14 protein-coding genes are annotated in these 15,329 nt (G+C 50.8%); 4 read left to right on the forward strand and 10 right to left on the reverse strand.

Annotated features, from left to right (window positions below):
- From arsC to CBW65_RS02505, 3 genes are all read left to right on the forward strand, one after another.
- Positions 1–429: an arsenate reductase (thioredoxin) gene (arsC, locus tag CBW65_RS02495; protein ID WP_087455446.1), complete on the forward strand. Its 429-nt coding sequence runs from the start codon at positions 1–3 to the stop codon at positions 427–429.
- A gap of 136 nt (positions 430–565) precedes the next feature.
- Positions 566–2,479 carry an N-acetylmuramoyl-L-alanine amidase gene (locus CBW65_RS02500; protein WP_087455447.1) on the forward strand — a complete coding sequence of 638 codons (1,914 nt, stop codon included), beginning with the start codon at positions 566–568 and terminating at the stop codon, positions 2,477–2,479.
- A 121-nt stretch (positions 2,480–2,600) separates the two neighbouring features.
- Positions 2,601–3,086 (forward strand): hypothetical protein, encoded by a 486-nt coding sequence (locus CBW65_RS02505; protein WP_087455448.1) that lies wholly within the window; start codon positions 2,601–2,603, stop codon positions 3,084–3,086.
- Here the strand turns inward: CBW65_RS02505 and CBW65_RS02510 are convergent.
- The gene (locus tag CBW65_RS02510; protein ID WP_087455449.1) at positions 3,059–3,310 is read right to left on the reverse strand and encodes a hypothetical protein; all 252 of its coding nucleotides are present in this window, start codon (positions 3,308–3,310) and stop codon (positions 3,059–3,061) included. The genes CBW65_RS02505 and CBW65_RS02510 overlap by 28 nt on opposite strands.
- Before the next feature lie 103 nt (positions 3,311–3,413).
- On the opposite strand from CBW65_RS02510, the gene CBW65_RS02515 reads away from it, so the two are divergent.
- A complete protein-coding gene (locus tag CBW65_RS02515) occupies positions 3,414–3,950 on the forward strand; it encodes a histidine phosphatase family protein (RefSeq protein ID WP_087455450.1) in 537 nt (178 codons plus the stop codon).
- Positions 3,951–3,995: 45 nt separating this feature from the next.
- On the opposite strand, the gene CBW65_RS02520 is transcribed toward CBW65_RS02515, so the two are convergent.
- From CBW65_RS02520 to CBW65_RS02560, 9 genes are all read right to left on the reverse strand, one after another.
- A complete protein-coding gene (locus CBW65_RS02520; protein WP_087455451.1) occupies positions 3,996–4,547 on the reverse strand; it encodes a hypothetical protein in 552 nt (183 codons plus the stop codon).
- 6 nt (positions 4,548–4,553) lie between these two features.
- A complete protein-coding gene (locus CBW65_RS02525; protein WP_087455452.1) occupies positions 4,554–6,305 on the reverse strand; it encodes a M3 family metallopeptidase in 1,752 nt (583 codons plus the stop codon).
- Positions 6,306–6,488: 183 nt separating this feature from the next.
- A complete protein-coding gene (locus CBW65_RS02530; protein WP_087455453.1) occupies positions 6,489–6,797 on the reverse strand; it encodes a LysM peptidoglycan-binding domain-containing protein in 309 nt (102 codons plus the stop codon).
- Between the two features lie 88 nt (positions 6,798–6,885).
- A complete protein-coding gene (locus CBW65_RS02535) occupies positions 6,886–8,802 on the reverse strand; it encodes a restriction endonuclease-like protein (RefSeq protein WP_087455454.1) in 1,917 nt (638 codons plus the stop codon).
- Positions 8,774–10,981: an McrB family protein gene (locus CBW65_RS02540; RefSeq protein ID WP_087455455.1), complete on the reverse strand. Its 2,208-nt coding sequence runs from the start codon at positions 10,979–10,981 to the stop codon at positions 8,774–8,776. Before CBW65_RS02540 ends, CBW65_RS02535 begins: the two co-directional genes overlap by 29 nt.
- 4 nt (positions 10,982–10,985) lie before the next feature.
- The gene (locus CBW65_RS02545) at positions 10,986–11,309 is read right to left on the reverse strand and encodes a nucleoside triphosphate pyrophosphohydrolase (protein ID WP_087455456.1); all 324 of its coding nucleotides are present in this window, start codon (positions 11,307–11,309) and stop codon (positions 10,986–10,988) included.
- Between the two features lie 670 nt (positions 11,310–11,979).
- Complete coding sequence (locus CBW65_RS02550) at positions 11,980–12,864, reverse strand: ComEC/Rec2 family competence protein (protein ID WP_087455457.1); 885 nt, start codon at positions 12,862–12,864, stop codon at positions 11,980–11,982.
- 24 nt (positions 12,865–12,888) lie between these two features.
- Positions 12,889–13,611 (reverse strand): hypothetical protein, encoded by a 723-nt coding sequence (locus CBW65_RS02555; protein ID WP_087455458.1) that lies wholly within the window; start codon positions 13,609–13,611, stop codon positions 12,889–12,891.
- Between the two features lie 270 nt (positions 13,612–13,881).
- Complete coding sequence (locus CBW65_RS02560; protein WP_087455459.1) at positions 13,882–15,171, reverse strand: helix-turn-helix domain-containing protein; 1,290 nt, start codon at positions 15,169–15,171, stop codon at positions 13,882–13,884.
- Positions 15,172–15,329 lie beyond the last annotated feature (158 nt).

Here is a 15,329-nt window from a genome sequence, read left to right on the forward strand (position 1 = left end):
ATGACTGATAAGAAACCTCTGATCTACTTCCTCTGCACCGGCAACTCGTGCCGCAGCCAGATCGCGGAAGGCTTCGGCAAACACTACGGCGGCGGTGACGTTGACGTCTACAGCGCGGGCATTGAAACGCACGGCCTCAACCCCCGTGCCGTCCAAGTCATGTCGGAAGCCGGCATCGACATCTCCGGTCAAACATCTGATAGGATCGACCCGGAGATTTTGAACCGCGCCGACTACGTGATCACCCTTTGCGGTGACGCCAATGACAAATGCCCGATCACCCCGCCGCACGTGAAACGCCTGCACTGGGGCTTCGAAGACCCGGCGAAAGCAACCGGGTCGGACGAAGAGGTCTGGGCAAAATTTCAAGAAGTCCGCGATGCAATCGGCACCCGCATCCAAGCATTTATCACGGATCTGGAAAAGTAAATCCCTATCATTAACGAGCCTGCCATTTATGGTAGGCTTCTTTTAATGCATTGACTTTTAAAATAACGAAACTGTATATTATAAATGATCAAAATATTCAAATCTAATCGATGCAAAATAGAAGGAGGTACCATCCATGTCTTCAATTCGTCGCAAACGCGTCTGGCTTCCGCTCCTGTCCGTTGTCGTAGCAGGCGCTCTGGCCGTCCCGACGCCGACTCTGACGTCGGCACAATATGTGACCGATCCGCATCTCCTGCAAACGGCGTTTGCCGAAGCGGCTGCCGAGTTTGGCGTTCCGCAAAGCGTCCTGATGTCGGTGGCGTACAACCAGTCCCGCTGGGACAACCACGGCGATCACCCGTCTGTCGCAGGCGGCTATGGCATCATGCACCTGACCGACCTCGAAGGTGAAGCAGCCTCCGACCTGATCGGCCACTCCAAAGGCGATGTGGAGGAGATCGACCGCACACCAGCGGACGACCTCACCCTGCACACGCTCGACACGGCAGCGGAGCTGCTCGGCGTGGACGAGGACGCGCTGAAGTCCGACCCGGAGCAAAACATCCGCGGCGGCGCTGCGCTGCTCGCCGAATACGCTTACGAGACACTGGGCTACCTCCCCGAGAATCCGGCCGACTGGTACGGCGCTGTCGCCAAATACAGCGGTTCCGAATACGCAGACATCGCGTTCGATTTTGCCGATGAAGTGTACGCCACCGTCCAGCGCGGCGAATCGCGCCAGACCGCAGACGGCCAACAAGTCGCACTGGCTGCTGCAAATGTGACCCCGAACAAGAGCACGTCCGACTCGCTGCACCTGCGCAACGCCGAGCAGACGGGCGCAGACTGCCCGAACGGCCTCGCCTGCCGCTTCCTCCCTGCTGCCTACACGCAGTACTCGGCGAGCGCGACCGACTACGGCAACTACGACCTAGCCAACCGTCCGGATGACGGCTTGGATATCAAATACATCATCATCCATGACGTCGAAGGCAGCTACAACTCGGCGATCAAAACGTTCCAATCGAAATCGTACGTTTCTGCCCACTATGTCATCCGCTCGTCCGACGGGCAGATCACCGAAATGCTCCGCCCGGAAAATGTGGGCTGGCACGCCGGCAACTGGTATTTCAACACGCATTCGATCGGCATCGAGCACGAAGGCGTCGCCGTCGAAGGCGCAACCTGGTACACCGAGCAGATGCTGCGCTCGTCGGCGAAACTGGTCAAGTACCTCGCCGAGCGCTACGACATTCCGCTCGACCGCCAGCACATCATCGGCCACGATGACATTCCCGGCCTGACCCCGACCAACCAGCGCGGCATGCACTGGGACCCGGGCGCGTACTTTGACTGGAAGCACTACTTCGATCTGCTCGGCGCACCGTTCAACCCGAGCGGCGCGGACCAAGACAGCAACATCGTGACGATCGCGCCGAACTACCACACCAACACCCCGGTGCTCAGCTACACCGGCGGCAGACTGCTCGAACCGCAATCGGCGAGCTTCGTCTACCTGCGCCAAGCGCCACGTGAAGATGCGCCGCTGATCAGCGACAAAGCCCTGCAGCCAAACGGCACACCGGGCACCACCGCGATCAACGACTGGGGCAACAAAGCATCGACCGGGCAGAGCTTCGTGCAAGCGGACCAGCAAGGCGACTGGACGGCGATCTACGTCGGCGGCCAAAAAGCCTGGTTCCACAACCCGAACGGCCAAAACACCGTCCCCGGCAGCGGCACCGTCATCACGCCGAAAGCCGGCAAGACCTCGATCCCGGTCTACGGCGCGGCCTTCCCGGAAGCGGCCGCCTACGCCAAAGCTGGCGTCCCGGCCCGCCTGAACACCCCGCTCCAATACACCATCCCGTCCGGCCAGCTGTATGTGGCAGGCGAACCGGTCCAGTCCAGCTACTACTACGCCAAGCTCTACAACCAGCCGGACACCTACCGCGTTGTGAAAGGCGAAGATGTGTACTACCAGATCTACTTCAACCACCGCCACGCGTTTGTGAAGGCAAGCGATGTGGATGTCGTGCATGAGTAAGCAAACGCAAGCAACCCCCCGGTGTTCGGGGGGTTTTTACATGATCTGACACACCACCGTTAGGCGATTGACATATCTTGTGTTGAGTATTCCTGCATCAGAAAAAGGAGGAACCCGACACATGTTCGATCCCGTCCCTTACCGCTATGACGGCCACTGGTATGCCCCGGTGGTGTACGCCACCCGTTCCGAAGTTCAAGCAACCAATGAGCACTTGATCGCCAATCTCGCCAAAGCGATCGACGCTGAGAACCACGCGATTCAAATCTACGAGCGTCTGGCACAGCTGACCAATGACCAAGATTACAAACAGATCATCCTCGCCATCCGCAGCGATGAGGTCGGCCATTTCCGCAACTTTTCGCAAATCTACGCGACCCTCACCGGCGGTCAGCAAGCGCCGCTGACCAATCCGCAGCTGCCGGCCAATTTCCTCGACGGGATCGAAGAATCGATTCGCGACGAACTGGACGATTCCAAATTCTATCAGGACACCAGCCTGTTTACCACCGACCCGACGATCAACAGAGCGCTCCTCTACGCCTCGAACGATGAAGCGCGACATGCCACCTGGTTCTCTTACATCTGGAACAAATCGCGCCGCTGATACGGGTTGCGCAACCGTTTGATCTCTTGGCGCAGTTCTGCATATTGCAACCATACATCCCGTGGCACTGACGTGTCACGGGGTGGCGCCATACGTTGAACCTTGTCCACCGGACGAATCGATGATTCCTCCATCTTCTGCACCCCTTGCTCCGGCTCCGGCATCTTCTGCACCTGCAGGGGAACTCCGTACCAGCCGGCCAGCCGCACCACTCGATCGATCATCCGACTTCCCTCCCTTTGCAAAATAGCTATGCAAAGGGCTGGAAACTTATGTATAATAGTTTCCAATTACCTAGATTCGAAGAGTGGAAAGGTGGTGCAAGACATGAAGATTGGATTAGTCCGGCACTTTCGAGTGAAGAAAGACTTCCCGACCCAACTGGTCACGCCAAGCGAAGTGACGCAATGGCTGGACGAGTACGAGCACACCGACGTGGAGATCGCGACCACCGACCTCGGCGGCATCGACTGGAAACGCTGCTTCGCCAGCGACCTGCCCCGCGCCGCCAAGACGGCCGAGACGATCTACAACGGCCCGATCACCCAGCTGCAGGAGTTGCGCGAAGTGCGCCCCATGCCGATCACCAACCGCAACATCAAGCTGCCGTTCATGCTGTGGGGAGCGCTGGTGCGCGTCGCCTGGATGCTCAACCACAAGTCCCAGCCCGAGCCGCCCAAGGAGATCGAGGCGCGCCTCGCCGCCGTGCTCGACAACATCCTCGCCCAAGGCGAAGACGACGTCCTGATCGTCTCCCACGCCGCCTGCATGATGTTCATGCAAAAGGAGCTCCGCAAGCGCGGCTTCCAAGGCCCCAAGCTCGGGACTCCGGAGAATGGCAAGCTGTACGTGTTTGAAAAGTAAAAAGCGACTCGCGTGCTGTCCGGCACCCGAGTCGCTTTTTGCTGATTAGAAGTCCTTGACTTTATTTCGATCCACATAGAACGAGATCTGCAGATCCTCGTTGGAACGGCTCACCACATCATCGAGTTGTGCTGTGTCAAATGTAGCCGAGTAATAGTTGATCAAGTTTACCTGGTACACCAGATACGTCGGATTCGATTCCATTATTCGGAAAGAATTTGCATGAAACTGATCCGAGCCCAGATACTGCATCGTCTTCCCGGAGACGGCAGCCCGCACTTCAAAGCGGTTTTCCGCGACAAACTTCACAAGCCGTCTGGGCAGTTCGAGTTCCACTACATATTCAATCCCCGGAAGCACGCTGCCGTCCACATCGGTCATGGTGGCCGTCCGTGCTGTCACGCCGCGCAATTGCACACCCGTTACAAAATCAGTCTCCATCTTTACCTGCTCCGGCTCTTTCAGCACCGGCTTGCCATCCTGAACCGGCGCAGAAACAGGTTCCGACGCCGGAGCCCCGCTGAACGCATTGCCTAGCAGAAGCGACAGTCCCAACACAACGACAACTCCGACAACCGACACCCATTTCTGATTCACCGCTGGTCACCCCAACTTCACATAGTCCTCCACGTCCCGCACCAACACATCGAGCGACTGCTGCCAGAAGCGTTCGTCGGTCAAATCCACCCCGAGATGCTTCCGCGCCAGCTCCTCCATGTTCATGCAGCCCGTGTCCTGCAAAAAGTCCGCATACTGCGCGGCCGTCAGCTCACCCTTTTCCATCCCCAGCGCGTAAAGTCCTGCCGAGAACAGATAGCCGAGCATGTATTGATAGTTATAAAAAGGCCGTTCGCTCAAATAAAACAAATTGTTGCTGATCCAATGCCCCGGCGTGTACCCGGCCAATGCATCCTGATACACCCCGCGCTGCACATCAATCATCATTTCATCTAATTGTGCCGCCGACAGCACATCCTGCTTGCGCACTTCACAGAGCCGCTTTTCAAACAGGAAGTTCACATACGGCTTGACCAGGTACTGGAACGTGTTGCGCACTTTTTCGCCAAGCATAGCCGCTTTTTCCGGCCCGTCCGGCAAAGCGGAAAGATACCCGTTGGTCAGCAGCAGCTCCGAAAACGTCGACGCGATCTCCGCCATCGAAGTCGGCACCTTCTGCGCCAAAGGCGGCTGTTTGGACAGCTCATGGTAGTGGTAGGCATGCCCCAGCTCATGTGCGAGCAGCGACACGCACTGATACATACCTCTGAAGGTGGTAAACACGCGCTGTTCCTTCGCCACCGGCAACTGTGTGCAGAAGATAATATTCGACTTGCCCAAGCGCTCGTCTGCCTCGATCCAGCGCTTCGCCACCGCTTCCCGCACATAGTCGGCCATCACCGGGCTAAACCGCTCAAAGTGCGAGAGGATCAGCTCCAGCCCCGCTTCATAGGAGATCGCCGTGACTGCCTTCTGCCCCGGCGGCGCCATCACGTCCTCTTCCCCGATCCGCTCCACACCGAGCAGTCTCGCCTGCTTTTCAAAATAAGGCACAAAACGCGGCAAATTCCGCTCCACCGCCTGGCAAAGCGCTTGGAGTGTCGCCTCTGAAACACGGTTGACCTGCAGCGTCTCATGCAACGGATTCTCCCACCCGCGTTTCTGAAACGTCTGCATACGCAACCCGATCACCTGATTCAGCACCATCGCATACAGCTCCGCATCGGGTGCCAAAGCGTCGGCCAGCTTCACAGCCAGCTCCTTGCGCAACGCCGGGTCGGGATGTGACGTGAACAGCATCTGAAACGCAAAACCCCCGGAGACGGTGGTCTCCTCGCCCCCGATGTTCATTGTAAGGCGCACCCGCTGCACCATCGCCTGCCGCATCCTCGACCACGACTTCGCCCCGTTGCCTGCGAACTCGACCAGCATCGTCTCCAGCTCAGGAGAGAGGCGTTCGGATGCTTGCTTGCGTCGTTCCTGCAGGTAGAAGGTGTCGTTAATGACCGCCTCGTCTGTTAGTAGAAGCAGACGATCCACTTCGATATATAAAGTCTTGAGCATCCCCATGAGACCGGAACTCCGCCTCTGCACCGCTGCCCTTTCCCGATCCGCCGTGTCCTCGCTCATCCAGCACATCGCATACGACTGCGCCTGATTCACCTCAGCGTCCAAACGCCCGATGTCTTCCAGCGTTTGTTTAAAGGCAGCTATTTCTTGGTCGGTCTGCGGCGCGGGCATGTTTTGAAGTGCAGTGCGTTTGTTGCGCACTTCCGCCTCCAAGCTTGCCAGCACCTCCGCAAACTCAACCTGATACAGAGACTCCAAGTCCCATTTTTGCTCAATCACTTTGTACATGTAATTCCTCCAATTCAAATAAATACAAGTCTAACAGAAAATTCCAAACAGTCAATGTACGACTTGTCTTTTTGAAAGGAGCAGTCCGATAAGAAAACTGCTGCGGGTAAAAGGTAGGATTGCTGCGTCCATACTAGAAAAGCCGGGCAGTTGTATGCCCGGCTTCCCTCTTCCTACAGTAAGCTACGGACGCTCTAAGCGGCGCACCCGACGTTCCAGTTCATTGATCTCCCTTTGTTGGCGCTCTACCTGACGCTCCAGCCGTTCCACGCGCTGCGCCACGTTCCCGCCTACGCCAATCCCCGGAGGCGGATACCCTGGGCCAGGTGCCGGTACGGGACCACCTTGCCCGACCGGAATGTAAAGAGTCTGCCCCGCGAACAGTTGGAGCGGATTCGTAATGTGATTCGCAACCATGATCGTCTGCACCGGCACGCCAAACCGCGCTGCGATCGCATACAGGTTATCGCCAGGTCTCACCGTATATTGCATGTTCCGCAAAACCTCCCAAGGTCAATTGTCCTTGTAGTGTATGTGCCGGGGGATGCTTGGGTGTTTGTACGAAGAGGTGGGGATGAGCCTATTCTTGAGTGAGTTTGTTGGTATAGTAAGCCTTGCTTCCTTGTTGCGGAAGGGAACGCTCAAACGCTTCGTCTGGCGTGTCATTGATGAGCTCGTCCAAGAACTTTTCCATTAACTCCGTAGAGTTCGGCAGAAAAGGAAGCGCGCCGATGTTCACTTTCTTGATACTTTTGTAAAAATGGTGTTCGGCAAATTCTGCTTCATTGTGATACGGGAAAAGCACGTATGCACCGAACATACTTCTTTCATAGAATCCGCCTTCCGCACTCACAATCGCGTCACGGTATCGGTGCATTGTGTTGATGTCGTCTTCCTCCGGCCCCGGTGTTGAGTACCCTCTTTGATAGTTCGTGCCACTATAGGCAGGATTGAGACGATACTTCGCATCAAAGACGTATTTGTACTCAATGGGCGAGTTGTGCTTTTTCAGTGCAAAAACGTTGTCCGGCTTTTGCGACAGTGTTGGGTGTTTGTATGAGATGTCGCCTTCAGGCAGCGCGTTGTAGAACAGCGAGAACTTCTCCCCAGTTTGCGGATGACGGAATGTGACGCTGGCGCTGCGCTTTTTGTCCAAGCGGACGAATACACCCTTCCGATCCACACGGAGAATATTTTGAGAAACTAGATCGTATTTGGTTTTCAACAGCTCATGAATTTTCAAGAAACACCAATACTCATAGAGCTGTGCCACGTCTTTGAGCGACATTTGATAGAAGTCGCCTTGCAACGTGAGCCCCTTTGTCAGCAACAAGTACAGCCGATACACGTCGCGATATCCCGGTGCCATTTGCAGAACCAGTGTAAGCGACATGTGGCTCATCTCCCCGACCTCTTGCAAAAAATCGAGTCGGAGCAGACGGTCTACTTGTCTCTGATAGCGATCAATGAGCCCTACTTTGTCCTTCTGCGCTGGTGAAAGTCCGTTTTGACGCCGATGATAGCTGTTGCCTGATACACCTTTACGAAGCGCTTTTAGACGGTCTACGATCCGAGTGAGCGCCCATCGTATAAAACGGTTTTCAACCGTATCATAGCTGGTACGACGTTTGGTCTCGATCAGTTTGGCAGGATTGTATCTGTCTGCACCGATTCTGATGACCCCTTGATCATGTTTGGACAGTAGGTGCGGTCGCTTTTCGAGATAGGAGATATTCTCCTTGCCTGCTCGTTTGACTTTATCCGCAGACACCACGCGGTTCTCTTTTTCCAAACGGTGGTGAGGCATCTTTTGAATGCGTTCCACCGCCCGGACCAGTTCATCAAAATGCGGCCTGAGCACCGAGAAAAACTCAGTTAGACTTTGACTTTGTGTGTTGCGCAATCCAGCGGTACTGTACGTTTTTCGCATGAAGTCAAACGCGAGGTTATGCACTTGCCGGTTCACGTCGTCGCGGATCGCTTCGTAGTCATTTTTGTAGTCCATTTTGGATGGGAAAATTTCGAGTTGGACTCTTAAGATCGTCTCCCCTGCAAGACGTATTTCAAAGTCTGTATACCCTACTTCATTTCGGAAGTTGAGCACACCTGAGAGGATGTTACGCCCACGCGGCTTAATGGCTTGACGTAAGGCATGGTCTTGGTGAAAGAACTCTAGTTGTACATCCGCGTTCTTTTCAATCAAGACCTCGTACCCTTGGTATTCGTAAAAACAGGGTAACGCTCGATGGGTGTCCAAATCCTCAAGCTGTCCAGTCATCGGTGAAAAGATCTGCTTCTTCTCAACCTCTATCCGTCCAGAGACAGGCACTACCGAGATGGCTGCATCCACCCAGGCCACTTCTTCTCGATGGAGTTGCAGCGCTTCGACAGTTGGGTGAAACGGCTTACCTATCAGATAGAGATTGAACAGATTCGTCTCAACAAACAGCAGCGTTTCATCTTGGTTCCTACGCGAGCCAGAACGAGGTGAATCCATCCTCTTCTAACCTCCGTAGCATGAATGCGATTTTTTGTGAACTTTGCTTGTAGGCAAAGCTGTCAAAGCGAGTTTCATCCGTTCCGAAGACGAGGTTGTACAGTTCGGAGTCTTCTTCCATTAGATGATCCGCTTTGTATTTCCTGATGTCTCTCGTTGTAAGGTTGAGGAGTTCGACTAGAGTGTTTCTCACGCTTTGACTGCTGCCCTGAATTCGAGGGAGAATCTTCTGACACAGTTGAATATCAAACGCGTCCGATTCATCAAGTAACTCGAATCGCTTGTTGTAGGTTAAATAGAAGCAAATCGCATCACGAATCCGATAGCCCACGTGGGCATTGATCTGCTCAAGTATTTTGTTGACTTTGGCGAGTTTCTCAACGCTTGCTCTTAGGTATGGATGATAGTCTTGTGCGTCTTTGATGTTGAGGTAATCGCTTCGCAGGAAAGATTGATGTACTTGAATGACTTCGACATCTTCTTCATCACCAATGCTGAAATCATACATGTCGGTTAAGTCAATATGATTGAACTCAATCGTGTTAGCGCGGTCGAGCACCTTTTTACTAAACGGATGTGTCGTCTCGTCCATATTGACGGTGCCGATGATGTAGACGTTTTCCGGGATACACAGGTCTATATCCCCTTCTTCGCATGGCAGCGTGACTACTTTTCCGGTTGTGATGCGCTTGGTTTGGTTGTCATCTTCGATCCACTCTTGTGTTTCCATCAAGCTCAAGAGGTCACTGAAGTAGTGCTCGACGCGAGCTAAGTTCATTTCATCCAAGCAGATAAAATAGGGCTTGAATTGGTTCTCAGGTTTCGAAGCCCGCTCTAAAACTTCAGTCAGGCGTCCCTTCACAAAGTCCCCTGATAAATCCCGATAACCGATCAGATCGGACGGATCGCTCCAGTCCGGACGAACTGGGATTAACTCGAATTGGCCGTTTTCACTTGTCGCGCCTACCGCTTCTGCGAAGAGCTTCACCAACTTGGTCTTCCCTGTACCAGATATCCCCGCAAGGATGACGAATGGCTTTGATTTCAAAGAAAGGAAGAAGTTCTCGATCAGAAATTCGGGGTAGGAAAAGCCTTGCTGCTTGATAAACTGTGCGATGCCAGACAGTGTAACCTTCACTTCCTGATCTTGAATGTTCCGAAATTCAGGTTGGGGCTGCGGGCTATCGTCCACTCCGACTTTCTGATCCACCAGCTCTTTATATGCCTTTACCAGATCGAAAAGGTCTTTCTTAAGCTGCTGCTCGTCTGGAACTTGTCCCTTCTGATAGCACTTATGAGCTATGACGCCTACCAAGTAGTTCGAATCCGAATATCTTTCGTCAGCCTGGACAAGATCGCTTTTCTCAAAGCCTTCGAGTTGAATTTTGTCTCGAAGTTGTCCCACCTGCTCCTTAAGAATATTCCGTCCAAATTCTTTGCCATATTCTCTAAGGGGCTGGTCACTATGTTTAAGCGTCAAATAGACAGCATTTGAGTCTGCCGAGAAGATGTAGCAAATGTAATACCCTTTTGGTGTCGTCTCCGTGATACGGGTATCCATAATCGCAATCCAAGGCATATTCGCCCAAGCAGGGCGGCCTGCTGATCCTTGAATCTTGTATTCATTGAATCGGAAAAAGTTGAAGCTCTCCAGTCTGGCAGGAATTCGTTTCGAGATCACATCCGCAATCGGATGCCCGCCTCGGGCGGATATCTTGGCAGTTGGGTACTCCTGGAGCACCTTTTCGAAGAGGCTCTTTAATGAAACTGTTTCCATGGTTCGAAGATCGACATCAAGCTCACGTTGCGCTTCCGTTTGAAGTTCATGAATCACTTCTTCATTCATCTGCTCCCAGACATCCGCGCGAAATCGGATAAGATCAGCACTCCGTTCAACATCGAGTACCCGTCTTAGAGCAAGAATCGGTGAATCCAATACGAGATTAAGTTGACCAATGGTTGCTTCGCCCCAACTTCTCATCTCACTTAACGGCTCATCAACGGGGAGCCCGTGTGATTCTCGAGTCTTATAAAAAGATGCAAAGCTATCTCGTACTTTGGTGTAGGAAGCTGAACCCGTCGATAAATCCAAATTGGTCAGAACTGATTGGATCAGCACCATTTTGTATGTTTTGTTTCGTTGCTTGAACAGGTTTTGCAAAACAACAGGCAAAGTCATGGTCTTACTCCTCCACCCTTTCCAGGTACAGTCGCTTATCAAATCCGCCACGTTCTTCTGCTTTTTTGGCACGAACAACCATGAGCTCTTCTTCGGACGCACCGTGAACTTTCCCCAGAGCAAAGATAACTTCTAAAAGATCGGCCAGTTCTTCAACGCTGTCCTTTGCTTCTTCGGCAGCAAGGTACTCTTGCATCTCTTCTTGGAGCTTAGTGCGAAGTTCGCTCTTGTAACCTTCGTCATCTAAAACGGTATGGATCGGCGTGCGACCGTTCTTTTCAATAATTTCGGGGATACGGTCTCGGACGAGTTTATTGTAAGTTGGCATGTATTACTGCTCCTTCATCATTTTTGATGGCTTTTAAGATTAGTATAACAAAAAGCCTGGCAGCAACTGTCAGGAATGCGACAATTTCTTGTTTTCGAATCTTTTCTTCATCAGACACCTTCCACTTGAAATGTTGCCTACTACTTCTTTAGGAAGGAGGATTAGTTCCCTCTTCGTGAAGCAGGGCAATTATGATATTGTTGTTGCTGCCAAGCCAAAAGACGGCAATCATGTCCAAATACTCTGTTCGTCCGATGTATTATAAAGTTTCTGATAGGCTAAAATATCCATTATTTCGTCTTTACATCCCTAAAATAACGCTGATGATCTATTTTGTCTGTTTAATATGGCACTCTGTACAGTGTCGACCGACTTTATTGCGTTTTTTGCCAACTTCACACGCTTGTCTGGGCACCCATTCTCCCCCAGTGGAGAGACCCGGGAGACTCGTCCCATGCACCCCAACTTTCACCGCGAGACAGGCAAAAAAGGATTGCTGGGTTTTGAATAGTTTGTATACCAGTCAAGCCTAAATCCACGCTTCGCGGCCTTGACTTTCTTACAGTGGTCATCTTCACTGTCATATCTCAGACGTTTCTTACCGTCAACCTTTGGACATTATGACTTAACTAAAACATAAAGAGTGCAGGATTTCTCCTGCACTCTTTACTCATAAATTTAATGATCCGAGATATTTGTGACTACCGTAGTTACCGCATTTATCGTCGACCAGGAAATCAACTTCATATGAGTCACTGGAAACATATATATTTATCTTGTTATTTAAGCACTCAAAAATAATATCGCCTGCCGAGTTTTGTGTTATTTTGTTGTAGCCTTGGTAGTAGTTCAAATGTTTAGACGGCGCTTCGCCGATGATGATTATTTTGGGTTTAATTTTATCCAATATCTCTTTAGGAACTTTGCCGCTTTCGCGTCCATGGTGAGGGGCAAAAAGGATATCTACTTCTGACCAGTTTACCTCATCCTTGATCTTCTCCATAAAGTCTGTTTCTAAATCACCCATCCACAAAGCCTTTACTCCGTCCTCTAAACTGTACTTAATTATTGCAGATATATTATTGGGGCTTTCTCCATTTTTCGCTTTTGCTAAAGCGTCCTTAAAATCGCTATTGTCTGTATCTGGCCACAAGATGCTAACACCTGAACTTCCTCGTTCCTCATCTTGTTGATTCATCCATCTTCTACTGCATCCCTTATAGATATAAAAGGCCTTATTAGAATCCCGCAATTCACAGTATTTAATAAAGTCCTTACTTTCATCTGCCTTGGTTGCCTCATTTTTAACACAATAAAAATTTGCAATTCCCATCTTCTCTTCAATATATTCAAGCCCGCAGATATGATCTTCATCGGGGTGGGTAGAAATAAATCTGATGATCCCCTTATTCTTTGACTCGGAAATCAGTTCGTTAACAATGGTCTCCTTATTGTCATCAGACAGATAAGTGTCAATGATCGTGAAATTGTCGGTGTCATGTTTAATATAAAACATATCGCCTCTTCCAACAGAAAATGACTTGATAATACTCATAATTCACACGCTCCATTCTTTTTTTTACTCATCACAAACTTCTAACAAAGTACGGGCATAAGCCTTTGCTTTCGAATGTACTGTCTCTTCAGTGAGAAAGACCAAAAAGAAAGTAATAATTATAGTAACAGCAAAGGAAAGCCATACTTCCGGCGGAACAGCCTTGACTTCAAAATTATACTTTTTGTACATTAAAAAAACAGATCCAAAAAACACCGCCGAATTTAGCGTTAATCCCAAGGGTTTCATAGCCCATAGATTTCTAGTAAAGCCATAGCTGATATTATCCTGATACAACAACTTGTATTTTTGAGTATCCCTTGTTTTGTTTAGAAGCCATTTTACCGAGGATCTATAAATTGTATCAGCAGCAGCAGGATCAGCAGATTCTTCTTGCGGAGTAGGGATGACCAGATTGGGAACATGGACAGAAAGGTACTGATGGTATCTTTTCTTTGTATGCTCATCAACCGTTGAATCGCTGTGACGCAAGAATCTTTCACTTGGCATCCCTCTCCACTTGGTAATAAGCGTATCCTGTTTTCTCTTACCGACTTGTCTTGAAAACTTCCCCAAAAAATAGGTTATCCCCAAGAAAAAGATTGAGCTTAATGCCGCTGACAAAAAATCTCTTAAATACGGGAACAAACAATAGGTTGCAACTAACGTTGGCAAGATAATGATTAGTGCCGGATATATCCGTGCTTTTCTTTCATATGGATCGAAGAGATCTTGAAACAAATCCATATTTCCACTCTCCATTTCTATGATGGTAATATCTATAAAAATAGTACAAGAAGAAGGACTAGTAGTCAATCGAACAATTTAGTTATTTTTATATTTTGTTCACATTTGTTAGCACCTAATATCAATTCTGTTTTGAGCCATCTTATTGAGATAAAATACCAAACAAATATCCAGGGATTAAAACTAGATTCCTCGCTCAACATTTATTGTGGTATGAGCTTGCTTGATCGCACCAAAAAGCCTGACAGATAAACTGTCAGGCTTCATGGCTTATAACGCAATGCCCCGCTTCAACATTGCTTGTCTTGTATACCCTCGAATCTCTTGCATCACACCAACTGCTGTTTTCAAATCCCCTTCGTTCTTGTAAACCTCTGCAAGTTCGCTCATGGTGTCTCCCCATTCGCCTAACTCATCTGTATGTTTGAACCGATCTGCCGACTTTTGAAAACGGCGAATGGCTTCGTCACGCTGCCCCTTTTGCACGGCGATTCGCCCGTACAAGCGGTGGACACGTGCCTGGTAGATGTGCAGCTCTGGGAGGAGTTTACGCGCTTGATAGCAGGCTTCCTCGGCTTCTGGGAGGTCGTTTTGCTGGAGCAACAGAGTAGCGAGCTCGACGGAGGCCATGCCGGCTTCTTCTTGCTTGCCGAGGGTGAGGAGGTTGGTGATCGCACCTTGGAGCATCGTTATCGCCTCCCCTTCCCGGCCTGTCTGGCCGTAGAGGACGGCGCAGGTGGCTTGGAGTTTGACTGTCATGACGATGTTGTTGAGGCTTTCGTAGATGTGGACGGCTTTCTCGGAGTATTCGGCTGCTTTGTCGAGGTCGTTGAGTTTATGGTAGGAGATCCCGAGGTTGAGGTAGACGTTGCCCATCTCTTGCAGGCTGTCCATTTTGTCGTAAAGGGCGGAGGATCTGCCGTAATAGCCGAGCGCATCGTGGAGCTTGCCTGATTTGAAATAGGCGTCGCCGAGGTCGTAGAGGATGCCTGCTTGCAGGTAGATGTCGGGCTCTTCCATTTTGTCCGACTCATCGTACGCCTTGTGCCAGTGGAAGGCGGCGAGTTGGTAGCGTTTGCGGTTTAGTTCAAGTCGCCCTAGACTGCGATAGACACGGGCGGACAGATGGGTGTCGCTTTTGAGGAACGCCGTTTCCAGCACGCGGCTGAGGATGCTGTCGGCGTCGGTGTAACGTTTGGTATGGATGTAGCATTCCGCCAGGTCAAACAGGATGTCGGTCTCAGGGATTTGAGCTTGGGAGGCGGATTGCAGCTGTTCGAGGAATGGGATCGCTGCGGTGTAGTCTTGGGCGGAGACCATGGCTCTGGCCATTTTGTAGGTGCTGAGGAATTCTTGGTTGAGGTCTACGTCCGTCAAGAGATGTTCGAGCGGGACTTCGAGGCGGTCGGCGATGCCGTATAGGATTTTATAGGACGGGCGGGCTCGGTCGGATTCAATCTGGGAGATCATGCTGGGCGTGCAAAGCTGTTTAGCAAGTTCGATCTGGGTCATGCGCTTTTGCAGGCGCAGGTGTTTGATCTTTTGACCAAGTGAATACATGTTATATCACTCCTGTCCGGTAGTATTATAAGTTTTATGCATTTGTTTGGTTGGTTGTTTTTACTAAAGTTAGTATAGGAAATTGATTTCCTTGGACACAAGAATTAATCGATTGGACTTTGCAATTGGTAGTTGTGAAATTTATTCGGTGTTTGTGA

This window comes from Tumebacillus avium (assembly GCF_002162355.1).
GTDB classification, from domain to species: domain Bacteria; phylum Bacillota; class Bacilli; order Tumebacillales; family Tumebacillaceae; genus Tumebacillus_A; species Tumebacillus_A avium.

Excerpts from the sequence above, each read along its gene's own strand:
- arsC (WP_087455446.1), top strand. The coding sequence starts at position 1 with ATGACTGATAAGAAACCTCTGATCTACTTCCTCTGCACCGGCAACTCG.
- CBW65_RS02500 (WP_087455447.1), top strand. The coding sequence starts at position 566 with ATGTCTTCAATTCGTCGCAAACGCGTCTGGCTTCCGCTCCTGTCCGTT.
- CBW65_RS02505 (WP_087455448.1), top strand. The coding sequence starts at position 2,601 with ATGTTCGATCCCGTCCCTTACCGCTATGACGGCCACTGGTATGCCCCG.
- CBW65_RS02510 (WP_087455449.1), bottom strand. The coding sequence starts at position 3,310 with ATGATCGATCGAGTGGTGCGGCTGGCCGGCTGGTACGGAGTTCCCCTG.
- CBW65_RS02515 (WP_087455450.1), top strand. The coding sequence starts at position 3,414 with ATGAAGATTGGATTAGTCCGGCACTTTCGAGTGAAGAAAGACTTCCCG.
- CBW65_RS02525 (WP_087455452.1), bottom strand. The coding sequence starts at position 6,305 with ATGTACAAAGTGATTGAGCAAAAATGGGACTTGGAGTCTCTGTATCAG.
- CBW65_RS02530 (WP_087455453.1), bottom strand. The coding sequence starts at position 6,797 with ATGCAATATACGGTGAGACCTGGCGATAACCTGTATGCGATCGCAGCG.
- CBW65_RS02535 (WP_087455454.1), bottom strand. The coding sequence starts at position 8,802 with ATGGATTCACCTCGTTCTGGCTCGCGTAGGAACCAAGATGAAACGCTG.
- CBW65_RS02540 (WP_087455455.1), bottom strand. The coding sequence starts at position 10,981 with ATGACTTTGCCTGTTGTTTTGCAAAACCTGTTCAAGCAACGAAACAAA.
- CBW65_RS02545 (WP_087455456.1), bottom strand. The coding sequence starts at position 11,309 with ATGCCAACTTACAATAAACTCGTCCGAGACCGTATCCCCGAAATTATT.
- CBW65_RS02550 (WP_087455457.1), bottom strand. The coding sequence starts at position 12,864 with ATGAGTATTATCAAGTCATTTTCTGTTGGAAGAGGCGATATGTTTTAT.
- CBW65_RS02555 (WP_087455458.1), bottom strand. The coding sequence starts at position 13,611 with ATGGATTTGTTTCAAGATCTCTTCGATCCATATGAAAGAAAAGCACGG.
- CBW65_RS02560 (WP_087455459.1), bottom strand. The coding sequence starts at position 15,171 with ATGTATTCACTTGGTCAAAAGATCAAACACCTGCGCCTGCAAAAGCGC.